The organism is Massilia putida, assembly GCF_001941825.1.
In the GTDB taxonomy this organism is placed as follows: Bacteria; Pseudomonadota; Gammaproteobacteria; order Burkholderiales; family Burkholderiaceae_D; genus Telluria; species Telluria putida.
In genome coordinates, this window is the sequence record NZ_CP019036.1 from 43211 (window position 1) to 67889 (window position 24679).

The following is a 24679-nucleotide window of genomic DNA, read 5'->3' on the forward strand; positions in this document are numbered from 1 at the left end:
AACCAGCATTATTTGCAACTGACGATGTACCACGAACCCGGCAGATCGCGCCCCTTTCGGCCAAATTTGCCCATCCCCTAGAAAAGGTAAAAGTTGCGTAACTCTATGCCGGCTTTACCACTTATCAATACACAATTACATGATATGGTGTATTATTAGCGTATGACCAAAGAAACTACCTCCTGCCGTCGCCCCAAGCCGGTGCTCGCCGAGCGCCCGTTGCTGACATCTGCCGAATCGGACGATGTCGCGAACCTATTCAAAATTCTTTCGAATCCGACCCGATTGCGCATTCTGCACGCGCTCGCACGCAAGCAGGAATTGTGTGTCACGGATTTGGCTGCGCTGGTAAATATGAAGGCGCAAGCTGTCTCGAATCAATTGCAGCGTCTGGTTGACCGAAAAATGCTTGCGTGCCGACGTGACGGCACGCACTCGTACTACCGCATCGCCGATCCCTGTGTGGCCGAGCTGCTCGATTCCGGCATCTGTTTGCTGGAAGACACGAATTCGCCGTGCGGCGCGTCATGCTGAAACGTGCTGTGTGGGCGGCCGCTATGCTCGGATCAGCCATACCCACTGAAATATGGGCGCAAGGCGCTACCGTCGCTGGTGGGGTGGACTTGCGCGCCTCCACCCTGGACGGCGCTACCGGGCGACTGGAAGGGGCGTTTCTCAATTATCGACAGGTGATCGTGGCTGATGGCGTGGATCGCTGGATTGTCGTCGCCCAAGCCGACAGCGGGACCAACGCAGACCACCCTCATCTCTACCAGTCCTATCTCCAGTACAAAGGCCCTTTGGGACGCTGGAATGCTGTCGCCGGGCGTTTCATTGTTCCTTTCGGACTGTTGGCTACCTATGACAGCGAACGCCAGTTGCTCACCACGATCGAGGCGCTGAGTACCGGTATCAAACTTGCCCAGGGAGCGGAGTTGCACGGTTTTCGGGGGGACGGCACCTATGCCCTGGCCCTGACGACGGCACCTGGTGGACGCGGAGCAGTAGTGACCGGCCGCCTCGCGCGCAACTGGGATGGCGGCAACATGGGCATTTCTTTGCTGAGCGGCTTGCTGCCTGAAACGACGACCAAGGAAAGCCTCGAACGGGTCAACAGCATTCTGGACAATGTTCAAGTCGTTGCCAAGCGCCGGCTCGCAGTGGACGCAACGTTGCAAAACGGCCCCGATTTGGTCCGCAGTGAGCTAATTGCCGGTACCGACGACGGACGTTTCGTAAAAGGGGCATACCTCAACTACGAGCGGTCACTGAATGCGGCATGGACCCTGGGCGCCGATGTCGGTTTTTGGGCTGGATCGTCTGCGCGGCGGCGCTATGGATTGGCGCTATCGCGCAGCTTCGACAATAGCGTCGTTTTGCGCACCGCCTACGTCAATGCCGACGATGCAGAAGGCAAGAGCCATCAACTTTTGGTCCAACTTTATTGGGAGTTTTCGCATGCGCTTTAAGCATCTTATTGTCACCGCCGTCCTCGGGTTAACTGTCACCCCCGCCTTCGCTGATGTATGCGTCTGGCGCGACCCGGAACAGACCATGACGAAAATCTTCCCGGAAGCAAAAGACTACCGAACCGTCGACGTGCGCTTGACCCCGGCGCTGCAAGCACGTATCGAAACGGCGATTGCGCGCAAGCTTACGCCCGGCGAAGCCGATTCCTGGACGTATTACTCTTTAGTCGGCGCGGGAGGTAAACCGGTCGGCATCGTCCTGGCCGACGCGGAAAAAGGCGAATACGGCGTGATCGAAATGGTGATGGGCATCGATCTCTCGGGAAAAATCCGCCAGCTCTATATCCAGCGCAGCCGCGAGCGTAAGGCCAAGGAACTGGCGTCGCCCGCCTTTCTGCACCAGTTCGACGGTAAGAATGCCGCCGATACGTTCGAGATCGGTCGCACCGTGACACCGGTTGACGGCGCTGACCTGGCTAGCAGGGAAATCGCCTTCGGCGTCAAGAAGATGCTGACCTTTCACCATGAACTTTCCAATACCACCAAGGAGCAAAAAAAATGACAGCCATGACTTCGATTACCCGTCTCTTCTGCATCGGCTCTCTGCTGGCCGCTTTTTCACATAACGCGCTTGCGCAAGACAAGCAGTTTGGCGCATCGATACCGAAGGAGACGCAGACGGTCGCCCTGAGCGAAGTCGTCAAGCATCCTGACCTGTACAAGGGCAAGACCCTGGCGGTGACCGGCACGCTAGGCGACATGTGCTCGGACGGCGACGATTTCTTTTTCAAGGACAAGTTCGACTTGATTGAAGTGGTCCCGCCACGTGGTGTCACGCTGCCGTACAAGGACATGAAAGGTGCCAAGACGCGGGTGTATGGCAAGGTGATGGTGCGCCGGGGCGAGGTCCACATTGATGCGCAAGGGGTGGCATTCGAATGAATCTTGTCACCTTAAGTTTGCGCAATCTGGAGCGGCGCAAGGTCAGGACGGCATTGACGATGCTCGGTGTGGCGATTGCCGCTGCATCGCTGTTTGCGATGCTGTCGTTCAATCGCGGCTTCGAGCAGGCGATGATTCAGGAAATGTCGGACTCTGGAATCCATCTGTTCGTATCGACTGAAGGCTGCCCGATGGAAGCGGCCTCGCTGGCACTGCACGGCGGCGAGATCCCGAAATTTCTGTCTGCGAACAGCCTGCCATTGATCAAGGACACGGTCGGCGTGAAGGAAGCGGCCGGCCTCCTAATTTTTTCGCAGGCCAGTAGCAACGGCAAGGGCACGGACCTGTTTTACGGCATCGGCGAGGCCATGCGCAAGCTCAAGCCGCACTGGAAAATTCGCGGTAGCTGGTTCACCAGCTCCGACTCGATCATTCTTGGTGCCGAAGCTGCCAAAGTGGAAAAACGCGAGGTCGGCGACAAAATCTATTTCCAGAATATCGACCATGAGTTCGTCGTCTCTGGGATCATCGAACGTACGGGGTCGGAGGACGATGGATTTTTCTATCTCCCGCTGGAGACCGCTCAGAAGATCTTCCACAAGGAGGGCAAGCTGACCGGCGTGGCGGTCTCGCTCAGCAACGTCGAGAAAATCGCCGATGTGAAAGACCGACTGGAAACTATTCCCGATATCTATGTTGTGACGTCGCAGCAGATGATGGATCAGATTGGCAAACTGGTCTCGTCCAGCAAGACCTTGATGTTCGCGGTGCTGGCAATTGCTCTGGTGATCAGTCTTTTGGGCGTATTGAATACCATCCTGATGACGGTGTTTGAAATGACCCGCGAATTCGGCTATTTGCGCTGCGTGGGCGCATCACGATCCGCCATTGTCAAACTGGTGCTGATGGAAACCGGATTGTTGTGTCTCGGTGGCGCAGCCTTCGGCGTCGCCGCCGGCGCCGCGCTGTCGTCGGGCATCGACAACTTGATTCGCCATGTATTGCCGTATGCGCCGTCAGGTCAAATGGTGGCGCCGCACGCTTCGATCATGGCCATGACGGTCGCGATGGCTGTGGCGGCAGGCCTGGTCGCCGGCATAATTCCGGCAATGCGCGCCTCCTTCATTTCTCCCAAACAGGCGGTCCGTTATGAATGATCTGATTACATTGAGAGAAGCCGTCAAGACACACCATCGCGGCACGGAAGCCATTCATGCTGTCGATCACGTGTCTCTAACTGTCGCCCAAGGGGAGTTTGTTGCAGTCGTGGGGCCATCCGGCTCCGGCAAGACGACACTGCTGGAGTTGATCGGCGCGATTGACAAGCCATCGGCCGGGGAGATTACGATTGACGGGCAAAGCGTGACGGCTATGAATGATGCCGCGCTGACGCGCCTGCGCAGCCGCACAATCGGCTTCGTGTTTCAGCAGTTTTTTCTACTGCCAACGCTAACCGCAGCGGAAAACGTCGCTTTGCCCGCGATGTTCGCGGGAAAAAGCAATGCCGACCGGCGCGCGCGCGAATTGCTGTCCCTGGTTGGATTGGATGGCCGCGAGGATCACTTACCGTCCCAACTGTCGGGCGGACAGATGCAGCGCGTAGCGATTGCGCGCGCACTGATCAATGACCCGAAGATTCTGTTGGCGGACGAGCCGACCGGCAGTCTTGATTCGGTCGCCGCGCAAGGTATATTCGATACCTTGCGCAGCCTGCACCAGTCAGGCACGACCGTTCTGGTCGTGACCCATAACCCAGACCTGGCGGCCGCCTGCGGTCGCGTCATTCGCATGCGTGACGGGAAGATTCATTGAGTTGGCCGGCTTCGACTATGTAGAGATAAGGAAAACAAGATGAACACGAAGTCGAAGATTACCCTTTCGGCGGCATTTTGCGTCGCCGGGGGCATCGCCGCTGTCGCGTGGGCGCAGCAGTCGTCATTAAGCGGAAAGTCTCCAATGGCCGGTATCCTGCTCAAGGATAAAGCCCCGGAATTGCTGGAGCCGGACGAAGCCTTCAAATCAAGGGTGAGCGTCGTCGGTCCCAATAAGCTGGCGATCGATGTTACCCCGGCCGGCGGCTACTACGTGTACAAGGACAAAATCCGCGTGACCATCAAGAACGCGGGCGGTGCGTCGCTTGGAGCGGTTCACTTGCCGCCAGCGGAAACGAAAGTCGATCAAACTTTTGGCAAGACCGAGGTTTATCACCAGACCGTCAAGGTCGGCGTCGACCTGGTGCGGGTGCCAACATCGAAAAAGGTGACAGTGGTGACGACGTACCAAGGCTGCAATGAAAAAATCGGCGTGTGTTATTCGCCGATTGAGAAGTCGGTAGATGTGGTCTTGCCTTGAGTGCCAAAGACAGACTCGACCAATTATTGGGTTCAAGCGTTCGGAGATGGTAAAGCCGGTTCGTTAAACCTTGAATTCAGTCATCTACGAAAAATTTATCTTTTTTCAAGGGGCGAAACATCACCTTGTCATTCATGCAGGTCCAATAAACGAGGGTTTGTTGGACTCCTCCGTCCGGCCGGCGAGCGGCGGGTAGCTCAAGCACAACGACACTCCACAATCCCTTTCCAATATTCAAAGTCCAGCTATACTGAACTTTCGTGATTTCTTGGACAAGTCACCATGCTAATTGGCTACGCCCGTGTTTCGACCGACGACCAGAACCTGGACCTGCAGCGCGACGCGTTACAGGCGGCCGGTTGCGAGCGCGTCTTTGAGGATATGGTGAGTGGAGCCAGGGCGGACCGCACCGGACTGACCACTCTCATGAGCATGCTGCGTGCCGGCGACACGGTTGTCATCTGGCGGCTGGATCGGCTGGGCCGGTCGCTCAAGAACTTGATCGAGCTGGTCGAGCGGTTCGAAGCCGCCAAGGTCGGGCTGCGCAGTCTGCAAGAAAACATCGACACCACATCGAGCGGCGGCAAGCTGGTCTTTCATCTGTTCGGCGCACTGGCCGAGTTCGAGCGAAATCTGATCCGCGAGCGCACGCAAGCCGGACTGGTCGCGGCACGCGCGCGCGGTCGCATGGGCGGGCGGCCGACGCGACTTGATCCGGTCAAGCTCGCGCTTGCCGTGAAACTGCACCGGGAGCGTAACCACACCGTTGACGAAATCTGCAAGATGATGGGGATTTCCAAATCCACGCTCTACAATTATCTCGATAAGGCTGAGAGCGGTGGCGGCCGGGTGGCGTAAACAGATCCCGGCCGAATCGCTGCTGCAATTGCGGCAGCGGCTTGACCGTCTGCCTCACAAAAGTCCGGAGCGTGCGACCCAGGTGCGCGCTATGTCCGAGTTATACGGCATATCCACCACGTCGGTGTATCGCGCCCTGAAGGACTTTCTGAAGCCACGCGTCGTCCACCGCACCGACCACGGCAAGCCGCGCGTGCTGCCGAAATCTGAACTGGAGCGGTACTGCGAGCTGGTCGCCGCCCTCAAGCTGCGGACCACCAACAAGCAGGGCCGCCACCTGTCCACGAAGCGCTCCATCGAGCTGCTGGAGGAATATGGCATCGAGACGGCGCAGGGACTGGTGCGCGCGCCGAAAGGCGTGCTGACGCGCAGCACGGTCAACCAATACCTCACACTTTGGCACCTCGACCAGCCGCGCCTGCGCCGGCAGCCGCCAGCCGTGCGCTTCCAGGCCGAGCACAGCAACGACTGCTGGCAGTTCGACATGTCGCCGTCCGACCTCAAGCGGATCGAGAAGCCGGACTGGATCGAGCCGGGAAAGGGCGAGCCGACGCTGATGCTGTACAGCGTCGTGGACGACCGCAGCGGCGTGGCATACCAGGAATACCGCTGCGTCTATGGCGAGGATGCCGAATCGGCGCTACGCTTCTTGTTCAACGCGATGGCGCCGAAGGCAGACCCCGAATACCCTTTCCAGGGACGGCCGCTGATGATCTATCTGGACAACGGCCCTGTCGCCAAGAGCCGCGTATTCCAGAATGTGATGCACGCGCTGGGCATCGAGTGGATGACGCACATCCCGGCCGGCAAGGACGGCGAGCGCGTCACGGCCCGCTCCAAGGGAAAAGTCGAGCGGCCATTCCGCACGGTGAAGGAAGCCCACGAGACGCTTTACCACTTCCACAAGCCCGAAACCGAGCAAGAGGCCAACGAATGGCTGTTGCGCTACCTGATGCGCTACATTCGCCAGGATCATCGCTCCGAGCAGCATTCGCGCATCGAGGACTGGCTTGCCAATTTCCCGAGCGGCGGCATCCGGCAGATGTGCGCCTGGGAGCAGTACTGTCGCTTCGCCCGCGAGCCGGAGCGGCGCCGCGTGGGTGTGGACGCGCGCGTGTCGGTCGAGGGCACCAGCTATGAAGTGGAGCCGGACATGGCCGGCGAATACGTGTTGCTGCTGTGGGGGCTGTTCGACAACGAACTGTACGTTGAGTACGAAAGCGTGCGTACTGGCCCGTACTACCCGGTCGCCGGGCCGATTCCATTGAACCGCTATCGCGCCTTCAAGCGCGGCGCGGCCGACGCGCGCGCCGACCGTATACGCACCCTGGCCGACCAGCTCAAGCTGCCCATCGAGGCGCTGGCCGGCAAGGACCTACACTTAGCACCACTGAATTTACCAGGCGAATTACCAATCCAGCCTTTCGACGCCGAGGCGCATGAATTCCATTTTGCGAACGTCATCGCCGCCAAGCTGGCGATAGCGAACGAGCTAGCCAGGCCACTGGCCAAGCTGTCGCTCGTGGATCGCACCGTCATCGACCAGGTGCTGAGTGAGACGCTGACGCGCAGCGTCGTACTCGCGCGCATACGAGATTATTTCCGAAACAAGAAGACTGGAGAGGACCATGCGAGTTGAAGTGATGCAGTACTACGGGCTGACGCAACCACTGAGCCAGGCCGGCTACTACGAAACCGACCACCACAAGCAGCTGATCAAGGACATCAAAGGGGCCACCCTTGAGGGGCGGCTGATCGCCCTGTGCGGTGTTGTCGGCAGTGGCAAGACGGTGACGCTGCGCCGCCTTCAGCAGATTTTGAAAGACGAGAACCGTGTGGCCGTCGCCAAGTCGCTGTCCGTGGAAAAGCACAGCATCAAGCTGGCCACCTTGATCTCCACGCTCTACTACGACCTGACGCAGGACAAGCAGGTGCAAATTCCCAAGCAGAGCGAGAAGCGGGAGCGCGAATTGCAGGAGATCGTCAAGAAGGGAAAGAGGCCAGTGGCGCTGTTCGTCGATGAGGCGCACGACCTGAACGGACACACGCTCATCGGCCTCAAGCGCCTGATGGAAGTGGTCGAGGACGCAGGCGGCCGGTTGTCGGTGATCCTGGCCGGCCATCCGAAGCTGCGCAACGACTTGCGTCGCCCGACCATGGAAGAAATCGGCTACCGCACCGATATCTTCACGCTCGATGGCGTCGCCGGCAGCCAGCGCGAGTACATCCTGTGGCTGCTTGGCGCCAGCGCGGCTCCGAACACTGATCCAGAATCGATCCTGAACAGCGAGGCAATCGATATCCTGTCCACCAAGCTGCGCACGCCGTTGCAAGTCCAACTGCACCTGACCCTGGCATTGGAAGCGGGCTACCAGACCGGCGAGAAGCCCGTGACGGCCGCGCTGGTGGAAACCGTGCTGTCGCGCCAGCTCGACGATCTGGAGCCTACCCTGACCCGTCACGGGTACCGGCTGAAGGATATGGTGGAACAGTTCGACGCCAAGCCTGCGGAAATCCGCGCGCTGTTCAACAACAAACTCGAACCGGCGCGCACAGCGGAGTTACGCGACCGGATGCTTGCCGCTGGCCTGCCCATCTGATTCTGCCCATGAAATTCAAACAATTTACAGTCGCGTCCTGCTTTTCGTCCTTCATGTTGCCGCACATTCTCTTCGTTGAAGAAAAGGAGGCGCGAAAGAAGGCGGCCATGAGTTGCTGCCTCGCTTGGAATATCAGTTTGTTTCCTGAGGCTGAGCAGGACGACCACATCGAGCGTATTTGGAAAATGGTCGAGGCAGACAACCAGGACGCACGGCCTCCCGGTTTGGAGCAGGGATTCAAGCAGGACCTGCGCATGCTGGTGGAGCAAAAACTGGAGCTGTTTCCGTGGACGCATACGAACATCCCGAAGGCGGACTTGATCGGAGCTGGCTTCCATGATGTCTTGAGGATCGCAACCGGCACCGGCACGACCGAGGAAATCGAAATCCTGCCGTGGCCGAATCCGACCGGACTTCCGCTCATCATCGAGCACCTTCGTGGAATCCAAAGCGATACGGCCGCCCAGGTCGGACTACTTGAGCAGGCCAGCCGCGCCCCTGGCGGATTCACCGACATCGAGGCGACCCAGATGACGACCGCGTATTGCGTGCAGCGGGCTGATCTGGTCGGCTACCAGCGCATCCTGACGGTTTGGCGCGACACGCAGCCGGCACCGAGCGTCAAGCGGGTCATAGGTCACTGGCTGGGCGTGTTGGCCGAAATCGAGGCCGATACCAAGGCCGTGTTGAACAGCTTGGTCAGTTGCAGATAATGCTGGTTCGCGGCGATGGAATGCAGGTCGACGCGGATAAATGCAGGTTCATTTGCAGCTAATTCTGGTTTGAGGGGGCTGTCAGTTGCAGTTATTCCTGGCCGAGAATCGGCTGGAATGCTGGTCGGGCCTGTTTCAAATGCAGGTCACTACAAGTACGAGGCCGAGCAAAAGGGCCAGCCGGGCATTGGGAAGCCGTTGACGGCTGAACAGCAGCGTATTCGCCAGTTGGAGCAGGAAAACCGCCAGCTTCGTAGTGATGTGGACGTGTTAAAAAAGGCATCGGCCTTCTTTGCCCGCGAGCTCAAGTGAGCTACCGGCTCATCGACGAGATGCAAACGAAGGCCGTACCTGTCGCACAAACTTGTCGCCTGCTGGGCGTGAGCCGGGCCGGATTTTACGAAGCCAAACGTCGTGCAGCTATGCCGACTTCTTGCAAAGCGAGCGTACACCTGCGTGCCGCGTTCATGAGCAGCGGCCAAAGTTATGGCAGTCGTCGCCTAGTCGCAGCACTGACCAATAGCGGCCTCCAGCTCGGCCGTTACAAGGTGCGCCGGCTGATGCAGCAAGCCAGCCTGAAGCCAGTATGGAAGCGGAAATTCGTGCACACGACCAACAGCAAACATGCCTTGCCAGTTGCGCCGAATGTGCTTGCCAGGCAGTTCAACCCGGCAGCGCCGAACCTGGCTTACGCCTCGGACATCACGTACATCCGCACTGGCGCCGGCTGGCTGTACCTGGCTGTCGTGCTCGACCTGTTTTCGCGCAGAGTCGTGGGCTGGGCAATGGCGCCGAGCATGCCAGCCACCCTGGTCTGCGATGCCTTGCGCATGGCAATCCAGGCGCGCCGGCCAGCGGCCGGACTGATCGTCCATTCCGATCGCGGCAGCCAGTATGCGAGCGACCAGTACCAAGCGCTGCTGACCGAGCATGGCTTCGTCTGCAGCATGAGCCGCAAAGGTAACTGCTGGGATAACGCCGTCGCTGAACGCTTCTTCCTGAATCTGAAGATGGAGCGCGTCTGGCAACGCAATTACGCCAACCACGCAGAAGCAAAGTTTGACGTGGCCAACTACATCGCCGGCTTCTACAACTGCGAGCGCCTGCATTCTGTATTGGGCAATCTGCCGCCCAGCGTCTATGAACGCACAATGGCAGAGAAAAAACTTATCGTCGTGTCCGAAATTACTTGACCACTACAGACGGTCGGGCGGCTGCACTCGTCCTACTTCACTTGGTCCAGACCCAAAATTTTCCTTTGGCGTGTGTCAAGGCACCTTTGGCCAACGCCACAGCAAATTCGTCCAGACATAGTTCTCGTACAGGCCAACCCTCCGGCGGTAGGAATACGCTCACGCGGACGGCATCATCAGTAGGTTGGCCTTTTGGGCATTTGAACGTTAACGGGAATGCTGGGAAGTGACGGCTGAACTGTTCCCCGTTCTTAACCGGGCCGCCAGGCCTCGATAGATCTCGTCCGTTGTCGGCCAAACATCCAAGAGTGAAATTTCGGAAATGTCTATTATTGACTAGCCAAACCACTTTGACACCGGATTGTCTGTACTTCTCAGACCTGCGCACGTACTCATCGAAAGTCTGCTGGGAAACCTGTACTTCGATCGCAATCTTGCGGCTCCCATCTTCGATATAGACGTCTGCTTCCCATTTCTCCCCAGCAGGAGTGTCACCAGGTTCTTCGATACGCGCGTTGACGCCTGCGACACGTAGTGCTTTGACTAGACGGATCTGGGCGAATTCGTGTTCAGGTGACGTAGGCTTCCAACTTGAGTCGCTTTCCCCAGGTCGAGCAGCAAACCAACGTGTACCGCGCAAATTTTGCTTGAGGATCGCCGGCAGGCGGCTACGCCGAATGAGGTAGGACCCTGGAGGTTCCGCCTTCATAGTCGACCACTGTTCGGCCGTGAGATCGAATGCTTCGACTATCTCCCCGTTAGAGGTGCGTACAGCAGTTAGAGGCAATCTGTCACCCGTATGGTTGTACTTTGGCATCTTACGTGATTTGGTGGCATAGACTACATTCTGCCGATCGTCTGCAGCTGGCCAGTGCGCCGGCATCGAACGGCAGCCGCAGCTGGCCACGACCAGGTTGCCGGCGATCGCACGCCGCAGCTGGTGGACGTCGACACGATCGAGCGGCGCCGGCCGGCGCCGGCACCAAGCGGCCGCGATCGGCCTGCAGCTGGCCAGGTGCGCCGGCATCGAGCGGCGGCCGCAGCTGGCCACGACCAGGTTGCCGGCGATCGCGCGCGCAGTTAGTGGACGTCGACGCGATCGAACAGCGCCGGCACCAGGCGGCCACGATCGGCCTGCGGCCGGGCCGCCTTCCCCTGCTTGAGGAATTAGATCAAGGGGGTGGCCATTTTTTGAGCGCTTCTTTGTATTGTCTTTCGAGATCCCCTATTCAGGTTCTGTGGGAGCAGGACGCCTTTCAATTTTGCGTCACCGTCCAGATATTGCGGATGCCACTCCCGTTCTTTGACCCGGCGAAAATGCGCCCATCCGTCTTCGATACGGCCGTCTCTATAGAGGGGTAGGCAGAGAAAACGGGAAAAAATGCACGTTAAGCACTGGGCGAATGAGGAGAGTCTACATCATCACTGGCGGTGATGGAGCCTGACATAAGCGGTCTCATGGCTAATTCCAAGCGCGGTCTATAATCTGCTTCGCGTACGATTTTCTCCGAGTTCTGTTGTTCTTCTCGTAATTGCTCAAAAATCCGGTGCGTGCCACTACATCCGGCCGCCGCCTGCGGGATCGCTGCCTACCTTGAAGTGGCTGGCCATGGCGACGACAAGCCCGGACTGAATCGTCCCGTGAGCAAATATGCGCGTTGCGCCCGTGCGATTACGCTCGATGGCGTCTACAAAGTATTTCTCGAATATGCTGTCACGGTCGGGATCGACGTCGAGGGCTTCGGGCCGCACACACTGCGCGCCACTGCCGCCACCAATGCGCTCGAACACGACGCCGACATGTACAACCGGCTCCAGACGCGCGCCGAGGACAGCCCGACGTTCAAGGTGGTTTATTGAAATTGAAGAGAGAAAACAGAAAATTCAGGTGCTAAGCTGACTGGCGAATTGCGTTTTCAACTCCTCGTCCAAGGGCGAGGGCAAGGTCCAGCGTGCGAAATGCGACTTTCACTCTGCGCTCGTCAAATAATGACTGCCACTGATGATCAAAACAGCGGCCAGCACACTGAACAAGGCGCCCGCATAAAACGTCGCCTCCGCGCCAAATTGTTCCCAAAGTAGTCCGGCGACGACGCTTGCCACAAGCATGGCCACGCCACTTACCAAATTGAAAAAGCCAAATGCCGTGCCCTTCAGGTCGGCCGGCGCTGTGTGCGCCACCATTACGGCCAACAAACCCTGAGTCATGCCCATGTGCAGCCCCCATAGGCTTACCCCGAGCAGGACAGCTGGCCACGCGCTGCTTTGTGCCAGCACCATATCCGCGCAGACGAGAAATCCCAGCCCGATGACGAGCAGGCGCATATGGTTCATCGAGTCGGCTAGCTTCCCGAAGGGATAGGCGGACAGTGTGTACACCACGTTCATGGCCACCATCACGAGCGGCACCAGGGCCGGCTTCATACCGCCCTGCATGGCACGCAATACGAGAAAGGCTTCGCTGAACCGTGCCAGTGTAAACGCGGCGCCGATGGCGACAACCCACCAGTAGGAAGCAGAGAGCTTGCGCAGGCTCTCCCTTCGAATGGGATTGACACCCTTCGACGAAGCGGCATGTGCCGGTTCTTCGACGCCGAGTGTCAACAGCAAAACGGCCAGCGCGCCAGGGATCAGGGCAATCCAGAAGATGCGCCGGTAGTCATTCGCCCACAAGAACATCAATCCAACCGCAATCAAGGGGCCGGTGAATGCGCCAATCGTATCCAGAGACTGCCGCAAGCCAAACGCCGCACCTCGGTATTCTGCCGGAGCGATATCGGCGACCAGCGCGTCCCTGGGCGCGCCGCGTATGCCTTTGCCGATGCGGTCGGCAAAGCGCGCCGCCAGCACAAGTTCCGCCGACGCCGCGATGGCGAAGAACGGCTTGCTTGCCGCGCCGAGCGCATAGCCGGCCACGGCGAGCCATTTCCGGTTACCCAAGTAGTCACTAAGACTGCCAGAGAAAACTTTCACGATGGGCGCCGCGGCTTCGGCGATGCCTTCGATCAGCCCGACCGTTGCAACGCTCGCGCCCAAGCCAGAGACCAGGAACATCGGCAGCAGGCTGTGGACGATCTCGGAGGAGATATCCATTAGCATACTCACGAAGCCCAGCACCCAGACCGCGCGCGGAATCCGACGCAACGTGGAAAACCTTGGATTGGTCATCTCATTATTTCCTCATGTTTTAGACGAGCATCCCCACGCGCGGCACGGTGCCCCTGGTAGGTATGCAAGCCCGTCATGCAGAACGCCAGCCATGTCACGCCTTCGGCCATGCCGCCCAGTACATCGCTCAGGTAATGTACCCCCAGGGCCATCCTGCTGAACGCCACGGTCAGGACGAGCGTCAGCGCGACGAGCAAGGCCCCGATGCGCCACGACCATGACCTGACCTTGCCGACGACGATACAAGCGAGGACGCCGAAAAACAGAGTTGCCCCCGCAGTGTGCCCACTCGGAAAGCTGTAGGTTGCCAGCGACAGCAGCGGATGCTCGAAGCTCGGACGCGCCCTGTGGAAAGCCAGCTTCATCAAGGTGTTGACGAGCATGCCGCTCGGGACCGTCAGCAGGAGCGCCGCGAACCAGTACCATTCGCGCCTGACCATCAGGTAGAGCGCCGTCATCAGGACATAAGCAGTAATCGCGAGCGGCCCGGTTGCCGTACCGATGCCGATCATGACATTTGCCATGCCTGACGTGACCTGGGCGTGCAGCCAATGCGCAATCAGCACGTCGACTTTCGTGAGCGGGTCATTGGTCGCGACGTCTTCTGCGATACCGCCGAACAGCCAGCCGGCAGCCAGCAGGAAAGCCGCGCCAATGCTCAAGCTCAGGCCGAGATAGCTGTTGGGCGACAGCCTGGCTTGCAGGAAGGCGATTTGCGGCGCTAACTTCCCGCGAATCTTCGTCAAGAGGGGACTGCCCAGAATGCGATGCCAACCCCGCTGGAGGTGCTGCTGATGCCCGCTGACGATCCGGTGCAACCACACCAACACGATGCAAAACACGATGAACCCGCCAAGGACCAGACTGGCCGCTCCCACCCACCGTGCGGCATGCTGCCAGCTGGCGCCGAGAAAATAGCCGAGCAGGACCAGGACCGACGACCAGATACCCGCGCCCAGTACATTAAAGGGGAAAAAGACGCGGTAGCGCATTCGGGTCGATCCTGCCAGGAAGGGCACGATGGCCCGGGCGAAGCCAATGAATCGGCCAAGGAAAACAGATTTGCCACCGTGCTTTTGAAAGAAGGCGTCGGCCTTGTCAACACGCTCCTCCGTCAATCCCACATGGCGACCGTAGCGGATCAGGGTGGCGCGGTCGAGGCGCCGCCCGAGCTCATAGCCCAAGCTGTCGCCGACAAAGGCGCCGAGCGTGATCGTCCAGATCGACACGTCGAGATCGAGCGTTCCTTGCGCGGCCAGGAAGCCGGTCACTAGTACCAGGCTTTCCCCCGGAACGAACAATCCCAGGAACGCCGCCGATTCGAGAGCCGCCGCCAGGAAGATGACCAGGTAGCCCCAGTGCCCCATTCGATTGATGACGCTGATCAGGTACTCGAGCATGTCAGCAGTCCGCCGATGGTTGGCGATAGATGAACGCCAGTCCGCTGGCGGCGTCGGACCTGAGGTTGCGCAGGGTGACCGTCCCGCCGAGGCGCGCCGCCGCCGCGCGGACAATGGCCAAACCCAGGCCGCTGCCGGGCTGGCCGGATCCAGGAATCCTGAAGAATGGATCGAACACACGCGATAACTGCTCCGGTGGGATGCCCGGCCCCGTGTCGTCGACTTGGAACACGGCGTCATCGCCGTCCGGGTATAGGCGCACATCGACCTTGCCGCCGGACGGCGTGTACAAGACTGCGTTTTCGATCGCGTTTCTCGCCAGTGCTCGGAAATCGTGCTCGCTGCCCAGCAAGGTCAGTTCGTCACCAACGACGAGGCCGAGGTCGACGCCTTTCGCATCCGCGACAGGAAAGACTTCGGCGATCGCCTCAACGACAACGGGGCGTCCGTCAAATCGCACAGGCGCATGCACAGAAGGAGCTTGCATGCCGGCGAGCGAGAGCAACTGTTCGACGACCATTCGCATGCGTTCCAGTCCTGCACCAATCGGAGAGAGGGTCGCCTGCAGGGCAGGAGAAGCTTCAGGGCCGCCCAAGGCATTTTCCAAGTGCAGTGTCATGGCCGTGACTGGCGAGCGCAATTCGTGTGCGGCCGAGGCGACAAATTGCCGGTGCTTCGACACCGCGCTGTCGACGCGTTCCAGCAGGCGGTTCGTCGCGGCGACGAAGGGAATGATTTCAGCCGGCACCGCCGTCATTCCCAGCGGTTCGAAATCGCCATTGCCCTTCTGGTCCACCTGGTGGGCGACCTCGCCGACCTTCTCCAGCAGCACCCGGACCAGGATCGCGGTCAGCAGCACGAGTATCGGAATCACGATGAGAAAAGGCACGAGGGTCCGCAAGGCACTGTCGCGCGCGATCTCGTCGCGCGCAGACGTACGCTGCGCCACCGCGAGGCCATGTTCACTGTCGATCGTCCTGGCGTACAGGCGCCAGGATTCCCCTCGCGACTGCACTGTGTGCAAGCCATCGGTCAGGTTGGCCGGCAGGGTCAGCATCAGGTCGGGTGTCCTGACCAGCGTCCCGCCCTTGAACGTGCGGATGACCCAGATCCGCATTTCCGGCTCATCGTTGGCCGAAGGCTGTGCCTCGGACGAAACGACGGTTCTGTTCTTCAGTTGCACGAGCTGGGCGATCTCCCGCAATTCGTCATCTTGTAAATCCTTGGCCTCGTCGAAAGCAAATTGGAACGACACGAAAGCGCCTATGATTCCGACCACAAGGATTGCGCTGCAGATGGACGCGGACAGCATCGAGCGCAGGGAGCGAGAGCGCGTCACGGTTCTTTTGGAATCATCCATCCTACCCCCTGACATTCTTGATGACGCTGCTGTCGAGCTTTCGGCGCAGATTATGGATCAGGAATTCGATCGCATTGCTCTCGACTTCCTCGTTCCAGCCGTAGATCCGCTGTTCCAGCTCACCACGCGACAGAATCATGCCGGGCCGTCGAAGGAACTCGTGCAGGACGGCGAATTCGCGCGGTGACAGCTGGCGCGCTTCGCCGCCGTAGGTCACCTCGTGGCGGGACGGGTCCAACGTCAGGCGCCCGTTGCGCAATACCGTCTGGACGTCGGATCCCTGCCGGCGCACCTGCGCGCGCACGCGGGCGAGCAGTTCGCCCACATGGAAGGGTTTTACCAGATAGTCGTCGGCACCTGCATCAAGGCCGTCGATACGTTCCTCGACAGCGGCGCGGGCCGTCATCACCAGGACCGGCACCGCATTGCGGCTGGCTCGCAAGCCTCGCAATACGTCGAGTCCATCCCTACCGGGCAGGGTCAGGTCTAGCAGGACCAGCGCGTACTTCTCCACCGTGGCCGCCGTCAGTGCAGCATTCCCTTCCTGGACCCAGTCGACTGTATAGCCGGCATTGCACAGCGCCTTCTCGACGGCGCTACCGATGGACAGGTCGTCTTCGACCAACAACACCCGCATATCGCTCCTTCTTGAATTTTGTCGGCCGAGATTGTCATTGCAGACTTAGTAAATACTTAGCGTGCTAAGGGTTTGCTAAGTCTGGGACGTTATTTTTCCGGCACCTCACGATTTCGATGCTCCATGCCAGAGACACCGCCATCTTTCCCCTGCCCGCGCAGCGTCATGCTGCCGCTCGTCCTATGCATGTTGCTTTCCGGATGCGCGGTCCAACGCTACGTCGCAATGCCGTTTGACGCGGGGACGAGCGCTAAGGCACTGGCAGCTCGCTCTCTGGACGCAGAAGACCTGCGGAAGTATATCCAGGCCGGGCATCAGGGCAGCCTGCCACTCGAATGGCCGCCACGCCAGTGGACACTGGACCTGTTGACACAGGTAGCCTTTCACTTCAATCCCGACCTGGAGGCGGCACGGGCTAAACTGGCCGCAGCGGAAGCGGCAGTGACCACGGCCAGACAGGTCCCCAATCCAACCTTGCAGGTGCCTCTGCAATATGCGCTGATCCCCAAGGATGGCGAATCGTCATGGACGCTGGGGCTGGCGTTGGATGTGCCGATCGAAACCCAGGGCAAACGAGGGTTTCGTGTGGCCGTTGCGTCCCATCAAGCCACTGCCGCGCGCTTGCAGTTGGCAAGCATCGGATGGGATGTGCGCAGCCGCTTGCGGCAGCAGCTCCTGGTGTTGTGGGCGAGTACGGAGAAAGCGCGGCTGCTCCAACAGCAGGTCGAGCTAGACCAGTCGCTGGTTGCCCTGCTCCAGCGGCGGCTGCGCGAAGGATATATCTCGGCCCGTGAAGTGAACCAGCAGCAGCTCGCGCTGATCCAGTCGAGCACCGACCTGCTGAACGCCCGTAAGGAAGCTCGCGGCGCACGCATCGAAGTAGCGGGCCTGCTCGGACTGAACTCGCATGCCCTGGATGGAATCGAGCTGGACCTGGGCGAGTTCGTGCAGCCGGATCCTCCGCTTCCGGCTGCCGAACTGAAGACCCTGGTCTTGCAAAACCGTGCGGATGTGAGGGCGGCGCTGGAAGGCTACGAGGCGAGCCAGTCGGCCCTGCAGCTCGAAGTCGCCAAACAATACCCGGACATCCACCTCGGCCCTGGCTACACCTTCGACCAGGGAGTCAGGAAGCCCGGATTCGATTTTACCGGCATTGAACTTCCGCTGTTCAACCGGAACGAAGGACCGATCGCGGAAGCCAGTGCACGACGGCAGGAAGCAGCGGCCGGCGTCCGGCAGGCGCAAACCAAGGCGTGGACCGAGCTGGATGGCGCTATGACGGCCTACCGCATCGCGCGCGACGCCCTGCGCGAGGCCGACCAGCAATTCCTCGTCCAGCAGGAACAACTGGCAGCTACAAGACGCGCTTTCAAGTTGGGTGAGGACGATCGCGTATCGCTGGAAGCGAACCGAAAGACGGAACTCTCTGCCCGCCTTGCCTTGTTCGACGCATCCCTCCAGGTACAACAGGCGCTGGGGCGAATCGAAGATGCAATCCAACGTCCTCTGGCATCCGAATCGAAGAAATGACATATGCCCAAGATTAAACTCGCCAAGGTTTTGTTTTTGATGTCGCCAACGATTCTGGCGCTCGCGCTGGTGTCAGCCCATTGGATCAGCAAGAAGGAGCGATCAAGCGAGGCCGAGCGCGAAGCACCGATCCACAAGACGTTCGCGATCGAGGTCGACGATGGATTGACGACGCTGACCGTGGACGAAGCTGCCCAGGCGCATAGCGGCATTCAGACGGCCGCGCTGGCGGCGGCGCAGGCAACGGACGGCCCCGCCCTCTACGGCACGGTGATCGACTTGCAGCCCCTGTTCGACCTCGCCACCCGCTATGCGGCCGGCGCGGCAGACTTGCGCGCTGCGCAGGCGGAACTCGCGCAACGCGAAGCGGAACTGAAACGCGTACAGGCCCTGTATGACGACAAGCAGAACGTCTCGCGCAAAGCCCTGGATGCGGCGCACGCCGATGCCGAGGCGTCGAAAGCCAAGGCCAGCGCTGCGCAGATCGCCGTCACTGCCGTAGGAACGGCCCTACGGCAGCAATTCGGGCCGCGCGTCGCCGCCTGGGCTATGGCGCCGGCATCGCCCGAGCTAACCAGCTTAACGAACAGGACGGCGGTCCTGGTGCGTGTCGTGCTCTCGTCCCCAAACGACGTAGCGCCACAGCGCTTGACGCTGTCGGTCGATATGAGCGCCCCAGTGGAAGCCCGCTTGATCTCCACATCGCCGCAGACGGATCCGGCCATGCAGGGCCAAGCCTGGCTGTATCGGGCGGATGCGCCATTGGCGGTTGGCGCCCGCCTGGCTGGCCGTAGCGGCGCGCAACAGCGTTCGGGCGTGCGAATTCCTAGTGAAGCGGTCGTGTGGTACGGCGGCCAGCCTTGGGCCTACGTGCGCAAGAGCGCGAAGGAGTTCGAGCGGCGTCCGATTGTTCAGGCGACGCCCTCGGGCAATTCGTTTGTGGCTCTCAAAGGCTTCGATGCCGGCGAAGCGGTCGTGGTGCAGGGGGGCAACTGTTGCTATCAGAAGAGAGCCGCGCCTTGCTCAGCAGCGACTGACAGGCGTCCCACTATGCTCACACCCATCATTGAATTTTCCGTACGCCTGCGCGGCGTGATCTTTGCCCTGGCTTGCCTGGTCGCGGGCTACGGCGTATATGCGCTGACCCAGTCGCGCCAAGACGTGTTCCCCGAGTTCGCGCCGCCGCTCGTCAGCATCCAGACCGAGGCCCCGGGTCTGTCGGCCGAGCAGGTCGAGCAACTGGTGACGCAGCGCGTCGAGAACGTGCTCGGCGGATCGATCGGCCTGCAATCGATGCGCTCGCAATCGATCCAGGGGGTCTCGGTGGTCAACCTCATCTTTGACGACACGGTCGACATCCAGCGCGCGCGCCAGACGGTGGCCGAACAAGTCTCAACGCTGGCCGGCAGCCTGCCCGCCGGCGTAGCGGTACCCAAGATGACGCCGCTGAGTTCCTCGACCAGCGTGACGCTGGCTATCGGGTTGACCTCGTCCAAGCGCTCGCTAATGGACCTACGCAGCTTTGCCGAATGGACCTTGAAACCAAGACTGCTGGCCAGTCCCGGCGTTTCCGACATCGGTATCTACGGCGGCGAGATTAAGCAGTATCAGATCCAGGCCGATCCGGCGAAGCTGGTGCGCTACGGGCTGTCGCTCCAGGACGTTATTGCGGCCGCCAGGCGGGCGACCGGCATCCTCGGTTCGGGCGTCATCGATACGGCCAACCAGCGCCTAGTGTTGGACACGGTAGGCCAGCTTACAAACGCGGAGCAACTGGGCCAGGTGGTCCTGTTGCAGAAGAACGGGGCCGTTGTGCGCCTGGCCGACGTCGGCAAGGTCGTGGCCGGGCAGGAAACGCCAGTCAGCGGCGCGACCATCCAGGGCCGGCCTGGCGTCATCCTCATGGTCAGCAACCAGTACGGCTCGGACATCGTCAGCGTCACTAGGAACGTAGAAAGCCGCCTGGCCGCCATGAAGCAAGTGTTCGCTTCCGAGGGCATTGACTTGCATCCCAGCCTGTTTCGTCCTGCCGATTTCATTGCCACATCGACCACCCACCTGCGCAATGCCTTGCTGGTCGGTGCGGCGCTAGTCGTCATCGTATTGTTCCTATTCCTGTTCAACGTGCGCACGGCGCTGATCTCGGTGACGGCCATTCCGTTGTCCCTCCTCACGGCGCTTATCGTGCTGTACCACTTCAAGGTACCGCTGAACACGATGACGTTGGGCGGCTTGGCCATCGCGCTGGGCGAGGTTGTCGACGACGCCATCATCGACGTGGAAAACATCTACCGCCGCCTACGGGAAAATCGCCATCTGCCGCAGCCACATCCAGTTGCCGACGTGGTCATCGCGGCGTCCACCGAAGTGCGCGGCGCCGTCATCTACGCCACGTTCACCGTGGCGGCAATCTTCCTACCAGTGCTGACCCTGTCTGGCGTGTCCGGCAAGCTGTTCGCGCCTCTCGGCATGGCCTATATCCTGGCTATCATGGCGTCGTTGCTGGTGGCACTGACGTTGACCCCAGCGCTGTGCTACGCGCTGCTTGCGGGACAGACCGAGGACAAGGCAGAGCCGCGCGCCTACCGCTGGCTGAGGACGCGCTACGTGACCGTCCTGGGCCAGGTCGAGGCCCATTGGGGCGTCGCCTTGACGGTGTTTGGTGGATTCCTTCTCGCGGCGCTCATCGCTCTGCCATTCTTCACCCGCGAATACCTGCCGGAACTGCGTGAAGGTCATTTTATCCTGCACATGCAGGCAGCTCCGGGCACCTCGATTCAGGAATCGATGCGCGTGGGCGAACGCGTCAGCCATGCATTGCTGGAGGTGCCCAACGTCCGCACGGTGGCCCAGCGGGTCGGCAGGACCGCCCAAGGCATCGACGTATTTGGACCACAGTACAGCGAATTCGAGGTCGGCCTCACGCAGGGGCTGGGCGCGGAAGAACAGGAACAGGCGCAGGCCGCCCTCCGCGCTAAGCTGGCGGATTTTCCCGGGCTCGTCTTCACCGCCGAGACCTTCCTGACCGAACGCGTGCAGGAAACGATCTCGGGATATACAGCGCCCGTCATCGTCAACATTTATGGTCCCGACCTGGACGTGCTGGACCGGATGGGTGCACAGGTAACGAAAGCCTTGAACGCCGTGCCGGGTGCGGCGGGCGTAACCCTGCAGGCGCCGGCGGCCCTGCCGGCGCTATCCATCCGGTTGCGTCACGACCAGCTCGCGCGCTGGGGACTAGCGCCCGTTGATGTGATGGAAGCCATCCAGACTGCCTACCAGGGGACCGCAGTCGCCCAGGTCTACGACGCCAACGCCGTGTATGGGGTCGTCGTTATCCTGGCAGACGAGGCGCGCCGCAGCCCTGAACAGATCGGCGAACTTCCGTTGAGGACGTCAGATGGCGTCGTCGTGCCGCTCGGTACGCTGGCCGATATCCGCCAGACCGGCGGACGGTCACTGATCCTCCACGACAGCGCCCAGCGCCTGCAAACGGTCACTGCCCAGGTCAACGGCAAGCCGGTCGGCCAGTTCGTCGACGAGGCAAGGCGCAAGGTCGCTGCCGAGGTCAAGCTGCCCCAGGGTTACAGCATTGCCTTCGAGGGCGAGGCCCAGGCCCAGGCAAGCGCGCAGCGCGACCTCCTAATATACTTCGCGGTATCGGCGGTCGTCATTTGCCTGCTGGTCTTCCTCGCACTGCGTGATGCCCGAGGCCTCGTCCTCATGATGACAAACCTGCCGTTCGCTCTCGTCGGCGGCGCGCTGACCGTGTTCGCGACCGGTGGCGTTATGACGCTCGGTTCGATGGTCGGGTTCGTAACGCTGTTCGGCATCACACTGCGCAACTCTATCATGCTGATCTCTCATTATCAGCACCTCGTGCACCAGGAAGGCCATCGGTGGAACGCGGAAACGGCGACGCTGGGCGCCTCGGAGCGCCTGGCGCCGATCCTGATGACAGCGCTGGTGACGGGCCTAGGCCTGTTGCCTCTGGCGATCATGAGCGGCGAGCCGGGCAACGAGGTCGAAGGGCCGATGGCCGTGGTCATCCTGGGTGGACTGTTCACGTCGACGCTGCTCAACCTGCTCGTATTGCCAGCCCTTGCATTGCGGTTTGGCCGGTTCACGCCGCCAGCACAGACGGCACGCTAAATGCTCATCGAGCATAAGGCCAGTCGGAGGCCTTGGAGAAAAGGCTGATTCGTGCGCAAAAAAATGGAGTTGAGATGGAAAAGCCGTCAGGTGAAGAGAATTCACGTTATCAAGAACGCCGTAAAAGCGGCAAAACAGAGCAACGTAAGTCTGACAGGAAATGGTTAATTTTTTTAACTTGTCTCGTTGCCGTACTAATCACAATCTACGCGCTTATTTACATTATTCAAATACACACATTTTTAGACTAATCCGCCCGAGACTGCCCCAGCATCAGCCAGCCGGATTCACTGCGGTATTGACGCGGTCGACGGTCGTACCTGCGTTAGGGCCGCACGGACCGGAAGGGAGTGAATAGGGAAACGGGAAAAAAATTGGGCGCTAAGCGGGCGTTGAAGCTGGCACCCAACGATAGAGGGTAGGGATCGAGACGCCGAGATTTTTTGCCACGTCCCTTGGCGGCACTCCACTAGCGAGAAGTTTCTTAGCCGAGGCAATTTTGCTGTCGGTCATTTTCGGCTTGCGGCCGCCTTTACGGCCAAGTTGTCTTGCGACTTCAAGTCCTGCACGTGTGCGCTCGACGGTCAGTTCGCGCTCCATTTCAGCCAGGCTTGCCATGACGTGAAAGAAAAAGCGTCCGGATGGTGTGCCGGTGTCAATGGCATCGGTCAGGCTCCGGAAATGAACACCTTGCTTGTAAAGCTCGCCGACCAGGTCGACCAACTGTTTGACGCTGCGGCCCAGACGATCCAGCTTCCACACCACAAGGGTATCGCCTTCGCGCAACAATTCGAAAGCCTTCGCCAAGCCGGGGCGGTCGGCGCGCGAGCCGCTCACTTTGTCCTCGAAGATTTTTTGGCACCCGAGCTTGGCCAGGGCTTCGCGCTGAAGCTCCAGATTCTGATCCGGCGTCGAGACCCGGGCATATCCAATCAACATGGCTTAGATCACCGACGCTTGATTGCGACAACCTGTATCGCCGGCGCCCGCAACGCCTGCAACGATTGCCGCAGCACACCGAACGCGGAGTGCAGGAACAACACGGCGATGGCGCTGCCGACAACGATGTCGGGCCAGGGAGAGGACCATAAGTAGCTGCTGCCGGCGGCGAGTAGAACCCCGACGTTTGCGATCAGGTCGTTGCGGGAGCACAGCCAGGTCGAACTCATGTTGAGGTTGTCACTACGGTGCCGGTACAGCAAGAAAAAGCATACGAGGTTAGCGCACAGTGCGAGAGCGCCGATGACACCCATCGTTGCAACGCCCGGCATTACTGGGGTAAGCATCTTATAAAATGCTTCCGTCAACACGCCGAGTCCGAAAACCAGCATGAACACCCCTTTGGCCAGCGCGGCGCCGGTCTGCCATTGTGTAGAACGTGCCAACACAAGCAGACTGAACCCATACACGAGGGCATCACCGAACATGTCAAGCGCATCGGCCAGCAGCGACGTGGAGTTGGCCAATAGGCCGGCCACGCCCTCGACCAGGAACATTGCGGCATTTATCACAAGCACGACCCACAGTACGCGGCTGTGATTCGCGCGCATCGCGGTCACTTCGCAACTCTTATTTTCACAGCACCCAGTCATGGCGTCATTCCATTGTCATCGCGGCTTTCGTCGACATCCCGACGTACGGCAGGCAGTTGTTGAAGCAACTGCGGCAGCCACTCTTGTACCGTCTCCCACACCACATCGAGGTTGATATCGAAGTAGCCATGGGCCATGCGATTACGCATGTTGCGCATGCTGCGCCACGGAACGGCCGTGTGCATCTCGGTGAAATCAGGGTAGCCATCCATTACCTTCGTAGCCGCTTCGCCAATGATGATGAGGCTCATGATAACGGCCTGCTGGGTGCGCTTATCGACCAGGAAGTCGGCCTTGGCCAAGCCGTCCACGAAGCTGCGCGCATCGGTGGCGGCCTGCTGTATGTGGTCGAGGTAATCGGGCAGTCGGTTTTCGCTCATACCGGCTGTGCCTCGGCGAGCACCTTGGCGCGGAACTTCGGGGGCAAATCGCCAGGCGTCAGGAGATCAACGTCAACGCCGAGCAGCGATTTCAGCTCCTCCTCCAAATCGCCCAAGTCCAGCAACGTGGCACCGGGCAGCGCATCGACCAGCAGATCGAGGTCGCTGCCATCCCGGTCGGTGCCATGCAGCACCGAGCCGAAGATGCGTGGGTTAGCAGTGCGAAAGCGGCTCACCGCTTCACGTACGGCGTTTCGCTTCATGGCGAGCACAACGGACGGTCGCATGGGTATCCCTTCTTATCGAAACTCGTTGAGATGGTATGCAATCAAG

The 24679-nt window shown here is 60.1% G+C and carries 22 protein-coding genes and 2 pseudogenes; 15 read left to right on the forward strand and 9 right to left on the reverse strand.

Features of this window, described 5'->3' with window-relative positions; translation table 11 throughout:
- Nucleotides 1-162 precede the first annotated feature (162 nt).
- The 12 genes and pseudogenes from BVG12_RS00245 to BVG12_RS00305 all read left to right on the forward strand — a co-directional run.
- Nucleotides 163-534, forward strand: coding sequence for an ArsR/SmtB family transcription factor (locus BVG12_RS00245; protein WP_075790612.1), 372 nt, complete (start codon nucleotides 163-165; stop codon nucleotides 532-534).
- Entirely contained in the window at nucleotides 528-1469 is a 942-nt protein-coding gene (locus BVG12_RS00250; protein WP_075790613.1) for a hypothetical protein, read from the forward strand. Before BVG12_RS00245 ends, BVG12_RS00250 begins: the two co-directional genes overlap by 7 nt.
- Entirely contained in the window at nucleotides 1459-2031 is a 573-nt protein-coding gene (locus BVG12_RS00255) for an RnfABCDGE type electron transport complex subunit G (RefSeq protein WP_156895468.1), read from the forward strand. The genes BVG12_RS00250 and BVG12_RS00255 overlap by 11 nt, the downstream gene beginning before the upstream one ends.
- Entirely contained in the window at nucleotides 2028-2411 is a 384-nt protein-coding gene (locus BVG12_RS00260; protein WP_075790615.1) for a hypothetical protein, read from the forward strand. The genes BVG12_RS00255 and BVG12_RS00260 overlap by 4 nt, the downstream gene beginning before the upstream one ends.
- Nucleotides 2408-3568: an ABC transporter permease gene (locus BVG12_RS00265; protein WP_075790616.1), complete on the forward strand. Its 1161-nt coding sequence runs from the start codon at nucleotides 2408-2410 to the stop codon at nucleotides 3566-3568. The genes BVG12_RS00260 and BVG12_RS00265 overlap by 4 nt, the downstream gene beginning before the upstream one ends.
- On the forward strand, nucleotides 3561-4223 hold the full coding sequence (locus BVG12_RS00270; RefSeq protein ID WP_075790617.1) for an ABC transporter ATP-binding protein: 663 nt from the start codon (nucleotides 3561-3563) through the stop codon (nucleotides 4221-4223). The genes BVG12_RS00265 and BVG12_RS00270 overlap by 8 nt, the downstream gene beginning before the upstream one ends.
- Nucleotides 4224-4262: 39 nt before the next feature.
- Nucleotides 4263-4763, forward strand: a complete 501-nt coding sequence (locus BVG12_RS00275; protein ID WP_075790618.1) for a protein-disulfide reductase DsbD N-terminal domain-containing protein — start codon at nucleotides 4263-4265, stop codon at nucleotides 4761-4763.
- A 282-nt stretch (nucleotides 4764-5045) separates the two neighbouring features.
- Nucleotides 5046-5621, forward strand: a complete 576-nt coding sequence (locus BVG12_RS00280) for a recombinase family protein (protein WP_075790619.1) — start codon at nucleotides 5046-5048, stop codon at nucleotides 5619-5621.
- A gap of 4 nt (nucleotides 5622-5625) precedes the next feature.
- Entirely contained in the window at nucleotides 5626-7260 is a 1635-nt protein-coding gene (locus BVG12_RS00285) for a DDE-type integrase/transposase/recombinase (protein ID WP_156895477.1), read from the forward strand.
- On the forward strand, nucleotides 7250-8221 hold the full coding sequence (locus BVG12_RS00290; protein ID WP_075790621.1) for an ExeA family protein: 972 nt from the start codon (nucleotides 7250-7252) through the stop codon (nucleotides 8219-8221). The genes BVG12_RS00285 and BVG12_RS00290 overlap by 11 nt, the downstream gene beginning before the upstream one ends.
- A gap of 8 nt (nucleotides 8222-8229) precedes the next feature.
- The gene (locus tag BVG12_RS00295) at nucleotides 8230-8934 is read left to right on the forward strand and encodes a hypothetical protein (RefSeq protein ID WP_075790622.1); all 705 of its coding nucleotides are present in this window, start codon (nucleotides 8230-8232) and stop codon (nucleotides 8932-8934) included.
- Between the two features lie 150 nt (nucleotides 8935-9084).
- Nucleotides 9085-10127, forward strand: a pseudogene (locus tag BVG12_RS00305) (IS3 family transposase); the annotation flags it as partial.
- A gap of 37 nt (nucleotides 10128-10164) precedes the next feature.
- On the opposite strand, the gene BVG12_RS33700 reads toward BVG12_RS00305, so the two are convergent.
- Nucleotides 10165-10944 (reverse strand): competence protein CoiA family protein, encoded by a 780-nt coding sequence (locus BVG12_RS33700; RefSeq protein WP_156895470.1) that lies wholly within the window; start codon nucleotides 10942-10944, stop codon nucleotides 10165-10167.
- Nucleotides 10945-11678: 734 nt separating this feature from the next.
- Between BVG12_RS33700 and BVG12_RS00315 the strand changes: the two genes are divergently transcribed.
- Nucleotides 11679-11987: a site-specific integrase gene (locus BVG12_RS00315; protein ID WP_156895471.1), complete on the forward strand. Its 309-nt coding sequence runs from the start codon at nucleotides 11679-11681 to the stop codon at nucleotides 11985-11987.
- A gap of 108 nt (nucleotides 11988-12095) precedes the next feature.
- Here BVG12_RS00315 and BVG12_RS00320 read toward each other — a convergent pair whose 3' ends face one another.
- The 4 genes and pseudogenes from BVG12_RS00320 to BVG12_RS00340 all read right to left on the reverse strand — a co-directional run bounded on the left by BVG12_RS00320 (nucleotide 12096) and on the right by BVG12_RS00340 (nucleotide 16692).
- Nucleotides 12096-13295 carry an MFS transporter gene (locus BVG12_RS00320; protein ID WP_075790627.1) on the reverse strand — a complete coding sequence of 400 codons (1200 nt, stop codon included), beginning with the start codon at nucleotides 13293-13295 and terminating at the stop codon, nucleotides 12096-12098.
- A complete protein-coding gene (locus BVG12_RS33315) occupies nucleotides 13292-14695 on the reverse strand; it encodes a bifunctional DedA family/phosphatase PAP2 family protein (RefSeq protein ID WP_083684261.1) in 1404 nt (467 codons plus the stop codon). The genes BVG12_RS00320 and BVG12_RS33315 overlap by 4 nt, the downstream gene beginning before the upstream one ends.
- A 1-nt stretch (nucleotide 14696) precedes the next feature.
- Nucleotides 14697-16055 (reverse strand): ATP-binding protein, encoded by a 1359-nt coding sequence (locus BVG12_RS00335; RefSeq protein ID WP_075790628.1) that lies wholly within the window; start codon nucleotides 16053-16055, stop codon nucleotides 14697-14699.
- Nucleotides 16031-16692, reverse strand: a pseudogene (locus BVG12_RS00340) (response regulator transcription factor). The gene BVG12_RS00335 and the pseudogene BVG12_RS00340 overlap by 25 nt, the downstream one beginning before the upstream one ends.
- A 165-nt stretch (nucleotides 16693-16857) precedes the next feature.
- Here BVG12_RS00340 and BVG12_RS00345 point away from each other — a divergent pair.
- Together BVG12_RS00345 and BVG12_RS00350 are read left to right on the forward strand one after the other, a co-directional pair.
- Nucleotides 16858-18222, forward strand: coding sequence for a TolC family protein (locus tag BVG12_RS00345; protein ID WP_169926767.1), 1365 nt, complete (start codon nucleotides 16858-16860; stop codon nucleotides 18220-18222).
- Between the two features lie 1050 nt (nucleotides 18223-19272).
- On the forward strand, nucleotides 19273-22374 hold the full coding sequence (locus tag BVG12_RS00350; RefSeq protein ID WP_075790657.1) for an efflux RND transporter permease subunit: 3102 nt from the start codon (nucleotides 19273-19275) through the stop codon (nucleotides 22372-22374).
- 381 nt (nucleotides 22375-22755) lie between these two features.
- Here BVG12_RS00350 and BVG12_RS00355 read toward each other — a convergent pair whose 3' ends face one another.
- The 4 genes from BVG12_RS00355 to BVG12_RS00370 are packed head-to-tail and all read right to left on the reverse strand — an operon-like array spanning nucleotide 22756 to nucleotide 24633.
- On the reverse strand, nucleotides 22756-23313 hold the full coding sequence (locus BVG12_RS00355; RefSeq protein WP_075790630.1) for a recombinase family protein: 558 nt from the start codon (nucleotides 23311-23313) through the stop codon (nucleotides 22756-22758).
- Nucleotides 23314-23321: 8 nt separating this feature from the next.
- Nucleotides 23322-23966: a cation diffusion facilitator family transporter gene (locus BVG12_RS00360; protein ID WP_075790631.1), complete on the reverse strand. Its 645-nt coding sequence runs from the start codon at nucleotides 23964-23966 to the stop codon at nucleotides 23322-23324.
- Entirely contained in the window at nucleotides 23963-24346 is a 384-nt protein-coding gene (locus BVG12_RS00365; RefSeq protein ID WP_075790632.1) for a HepT-like ribonuclease domain-containing protein, read from the reverse strand. Before BVG12_RS00365 ends, BVG12_RS00360 begins: the two co-directional genes overlap by 4 nt.
- Nucleotides 24343-24633 (reverse strand): nucleotidyltransferase family protein, encoded by a 291-nt coding sequence (locus BVG12_RS00370; RefSeq protein ID WP_075790633.1) that lies wholly within the window; start codon nucleotides 24631-24633, stop codon nucleotides 24343-24345. Before BVG12_RS00370 ends, BVG12_RS00365 begins: the two co-directional genes overlap by 4 nt.
- Nucleotides 24634-24679 lie beyond the last annotated feature (46 nt).

Coding starts and splice junctions, on each gene's coding strand:
- BVG12_RS33315 (WP_083684261.1), bottom strand. CDS start 14,695: ATGCTCGAGTACCTGATCAGCGTCATCAATCGAATGGGGCACTGGGGC.
- BVG12_RS00245 (WP_075790612.1), top strand. CDS start 163: ATGACCAAAGAAACTACCTCCTGCCGTCGCCCCAAGCCGGTGCTCGCC.
- BVG12_RS00265 (WP_075790616.1), top strand. CDS start 2,408: ATGAATCTTGTCACCTTAAGTTTGCGCAATCTGGAGCGGCGCAAGGTC.
- BVG12_RS00360 (WP_075790631.1), bottom strand. CDS start 23,966: ATGACTGGGTGCTGTGAAAATAAGAGTTGCGAAGTGACCGCGATGCGC.
- BVG12_RS00345 (WP_169926767.1), top strand. CDS start 16,858: ATGCTGCCGCTCGTCCTATGCATGTTGCTTTCCGGATGCGCGGTCCAA.
- BVG12_RS00335 (WP_075790628.1), bottom strand. CDS start 16,055: ATGGATGATTCCAAAAGAACCGTGACGCGCTCTCGCTCCCTGCGCTCG.
- BVG12_RS00370 (WP_075790633.1), bottom strand. CDS start 24,633: ATGCGACCGTCCGTTGTGCTCGCCATGAAGCGAAACGCCGTACGTGAA.
- BVG12_RS00365 (WP_075790632.1), bottom strand. CDS start 24,346: ATGAGCGAAAACCGACTGCCCGATTACCTCGACCACATACAGCAGGCC.
- BVG12_RS00295 (WP_075790622.1), top strand. CDS start 8,230: ATGAAATTCAAACAATTTACAGTCGCGTCCTGCTTTTCGTCCTTCATG.
- BVG12_RS33700 (WP_156895470.1), bottom strand. CDS start 10,944: ATGCCAAAGTACAACCATACGGGTGACAGATTGCCTCTAACTGCTGTA.
- BVG12_RS00355 (WP_075790630.1), bottom strand. CDS start 23,313: ATGTTGATTGGATATGCCCGGGTCTCGACGCCGGATCAGAATCTGGAG.
- BVG12_RS00350 (WP_075790657.1), top strand. CDS start 19,273: ATGCTCACACCCATCATTGAATTTTCCGTACGCCTGCGCGGCGTGATC.
- BVG12_RS00260 (WP_075790615.1), top strand. CDS start 2,028: ATGACAGCCATGACTTCGATTACCCGTCTCTTCTGCATCGGCTCTCTG.
- BVG12_RS00290 (WP_075790621.1), top strand. CDS start 7,250: ATGCGAGTTGAAGTGATGCAGTACTACGGGCTGACGCAACCACTGAGC.
- BVG12_RS00280 (WP_075790619.1), top strand. CDS start 5,046: ATGCTAATTGGCTACGCCCGTGTTTCGACCGACGACCAGAACCTGGAC.
- BVG12_RS00275 (WP_075790618.1), top strand. CDS start 4,263: ATGAACACGAAGTCGAAGATTACCCTTTCGGCGGCATTTTGCGTCGCC.
- BVG12_RS00255 (WP_156895468.1), top strand. CDS start 1,459: ATGCGCTTTAAGCATCTTATTGTCACCGCCGTCCTCGGGTTAACTGTC.
- BVG12_RS00250 (WP_075790613.1), top strand. CDS start 528: ATGCTGAAACGTGCTGTGTGGGCGGCCGCTATGCTCGGATCAGCCATA.
- BVG12_RS00320 (WP_075790627.1), bottom strand. CDS start 13,295: ATGACCAATCCAAGGTTTTCCACGTTGCGTCGGATTCCGCGCGCGGTC.
- BVG12_RS00270 (WP_075790617.1), top strand. CDS start 3,561: ATGAATGATCTGATTACATTGAGAGAAGCCGTCAAGACACACCATCGC.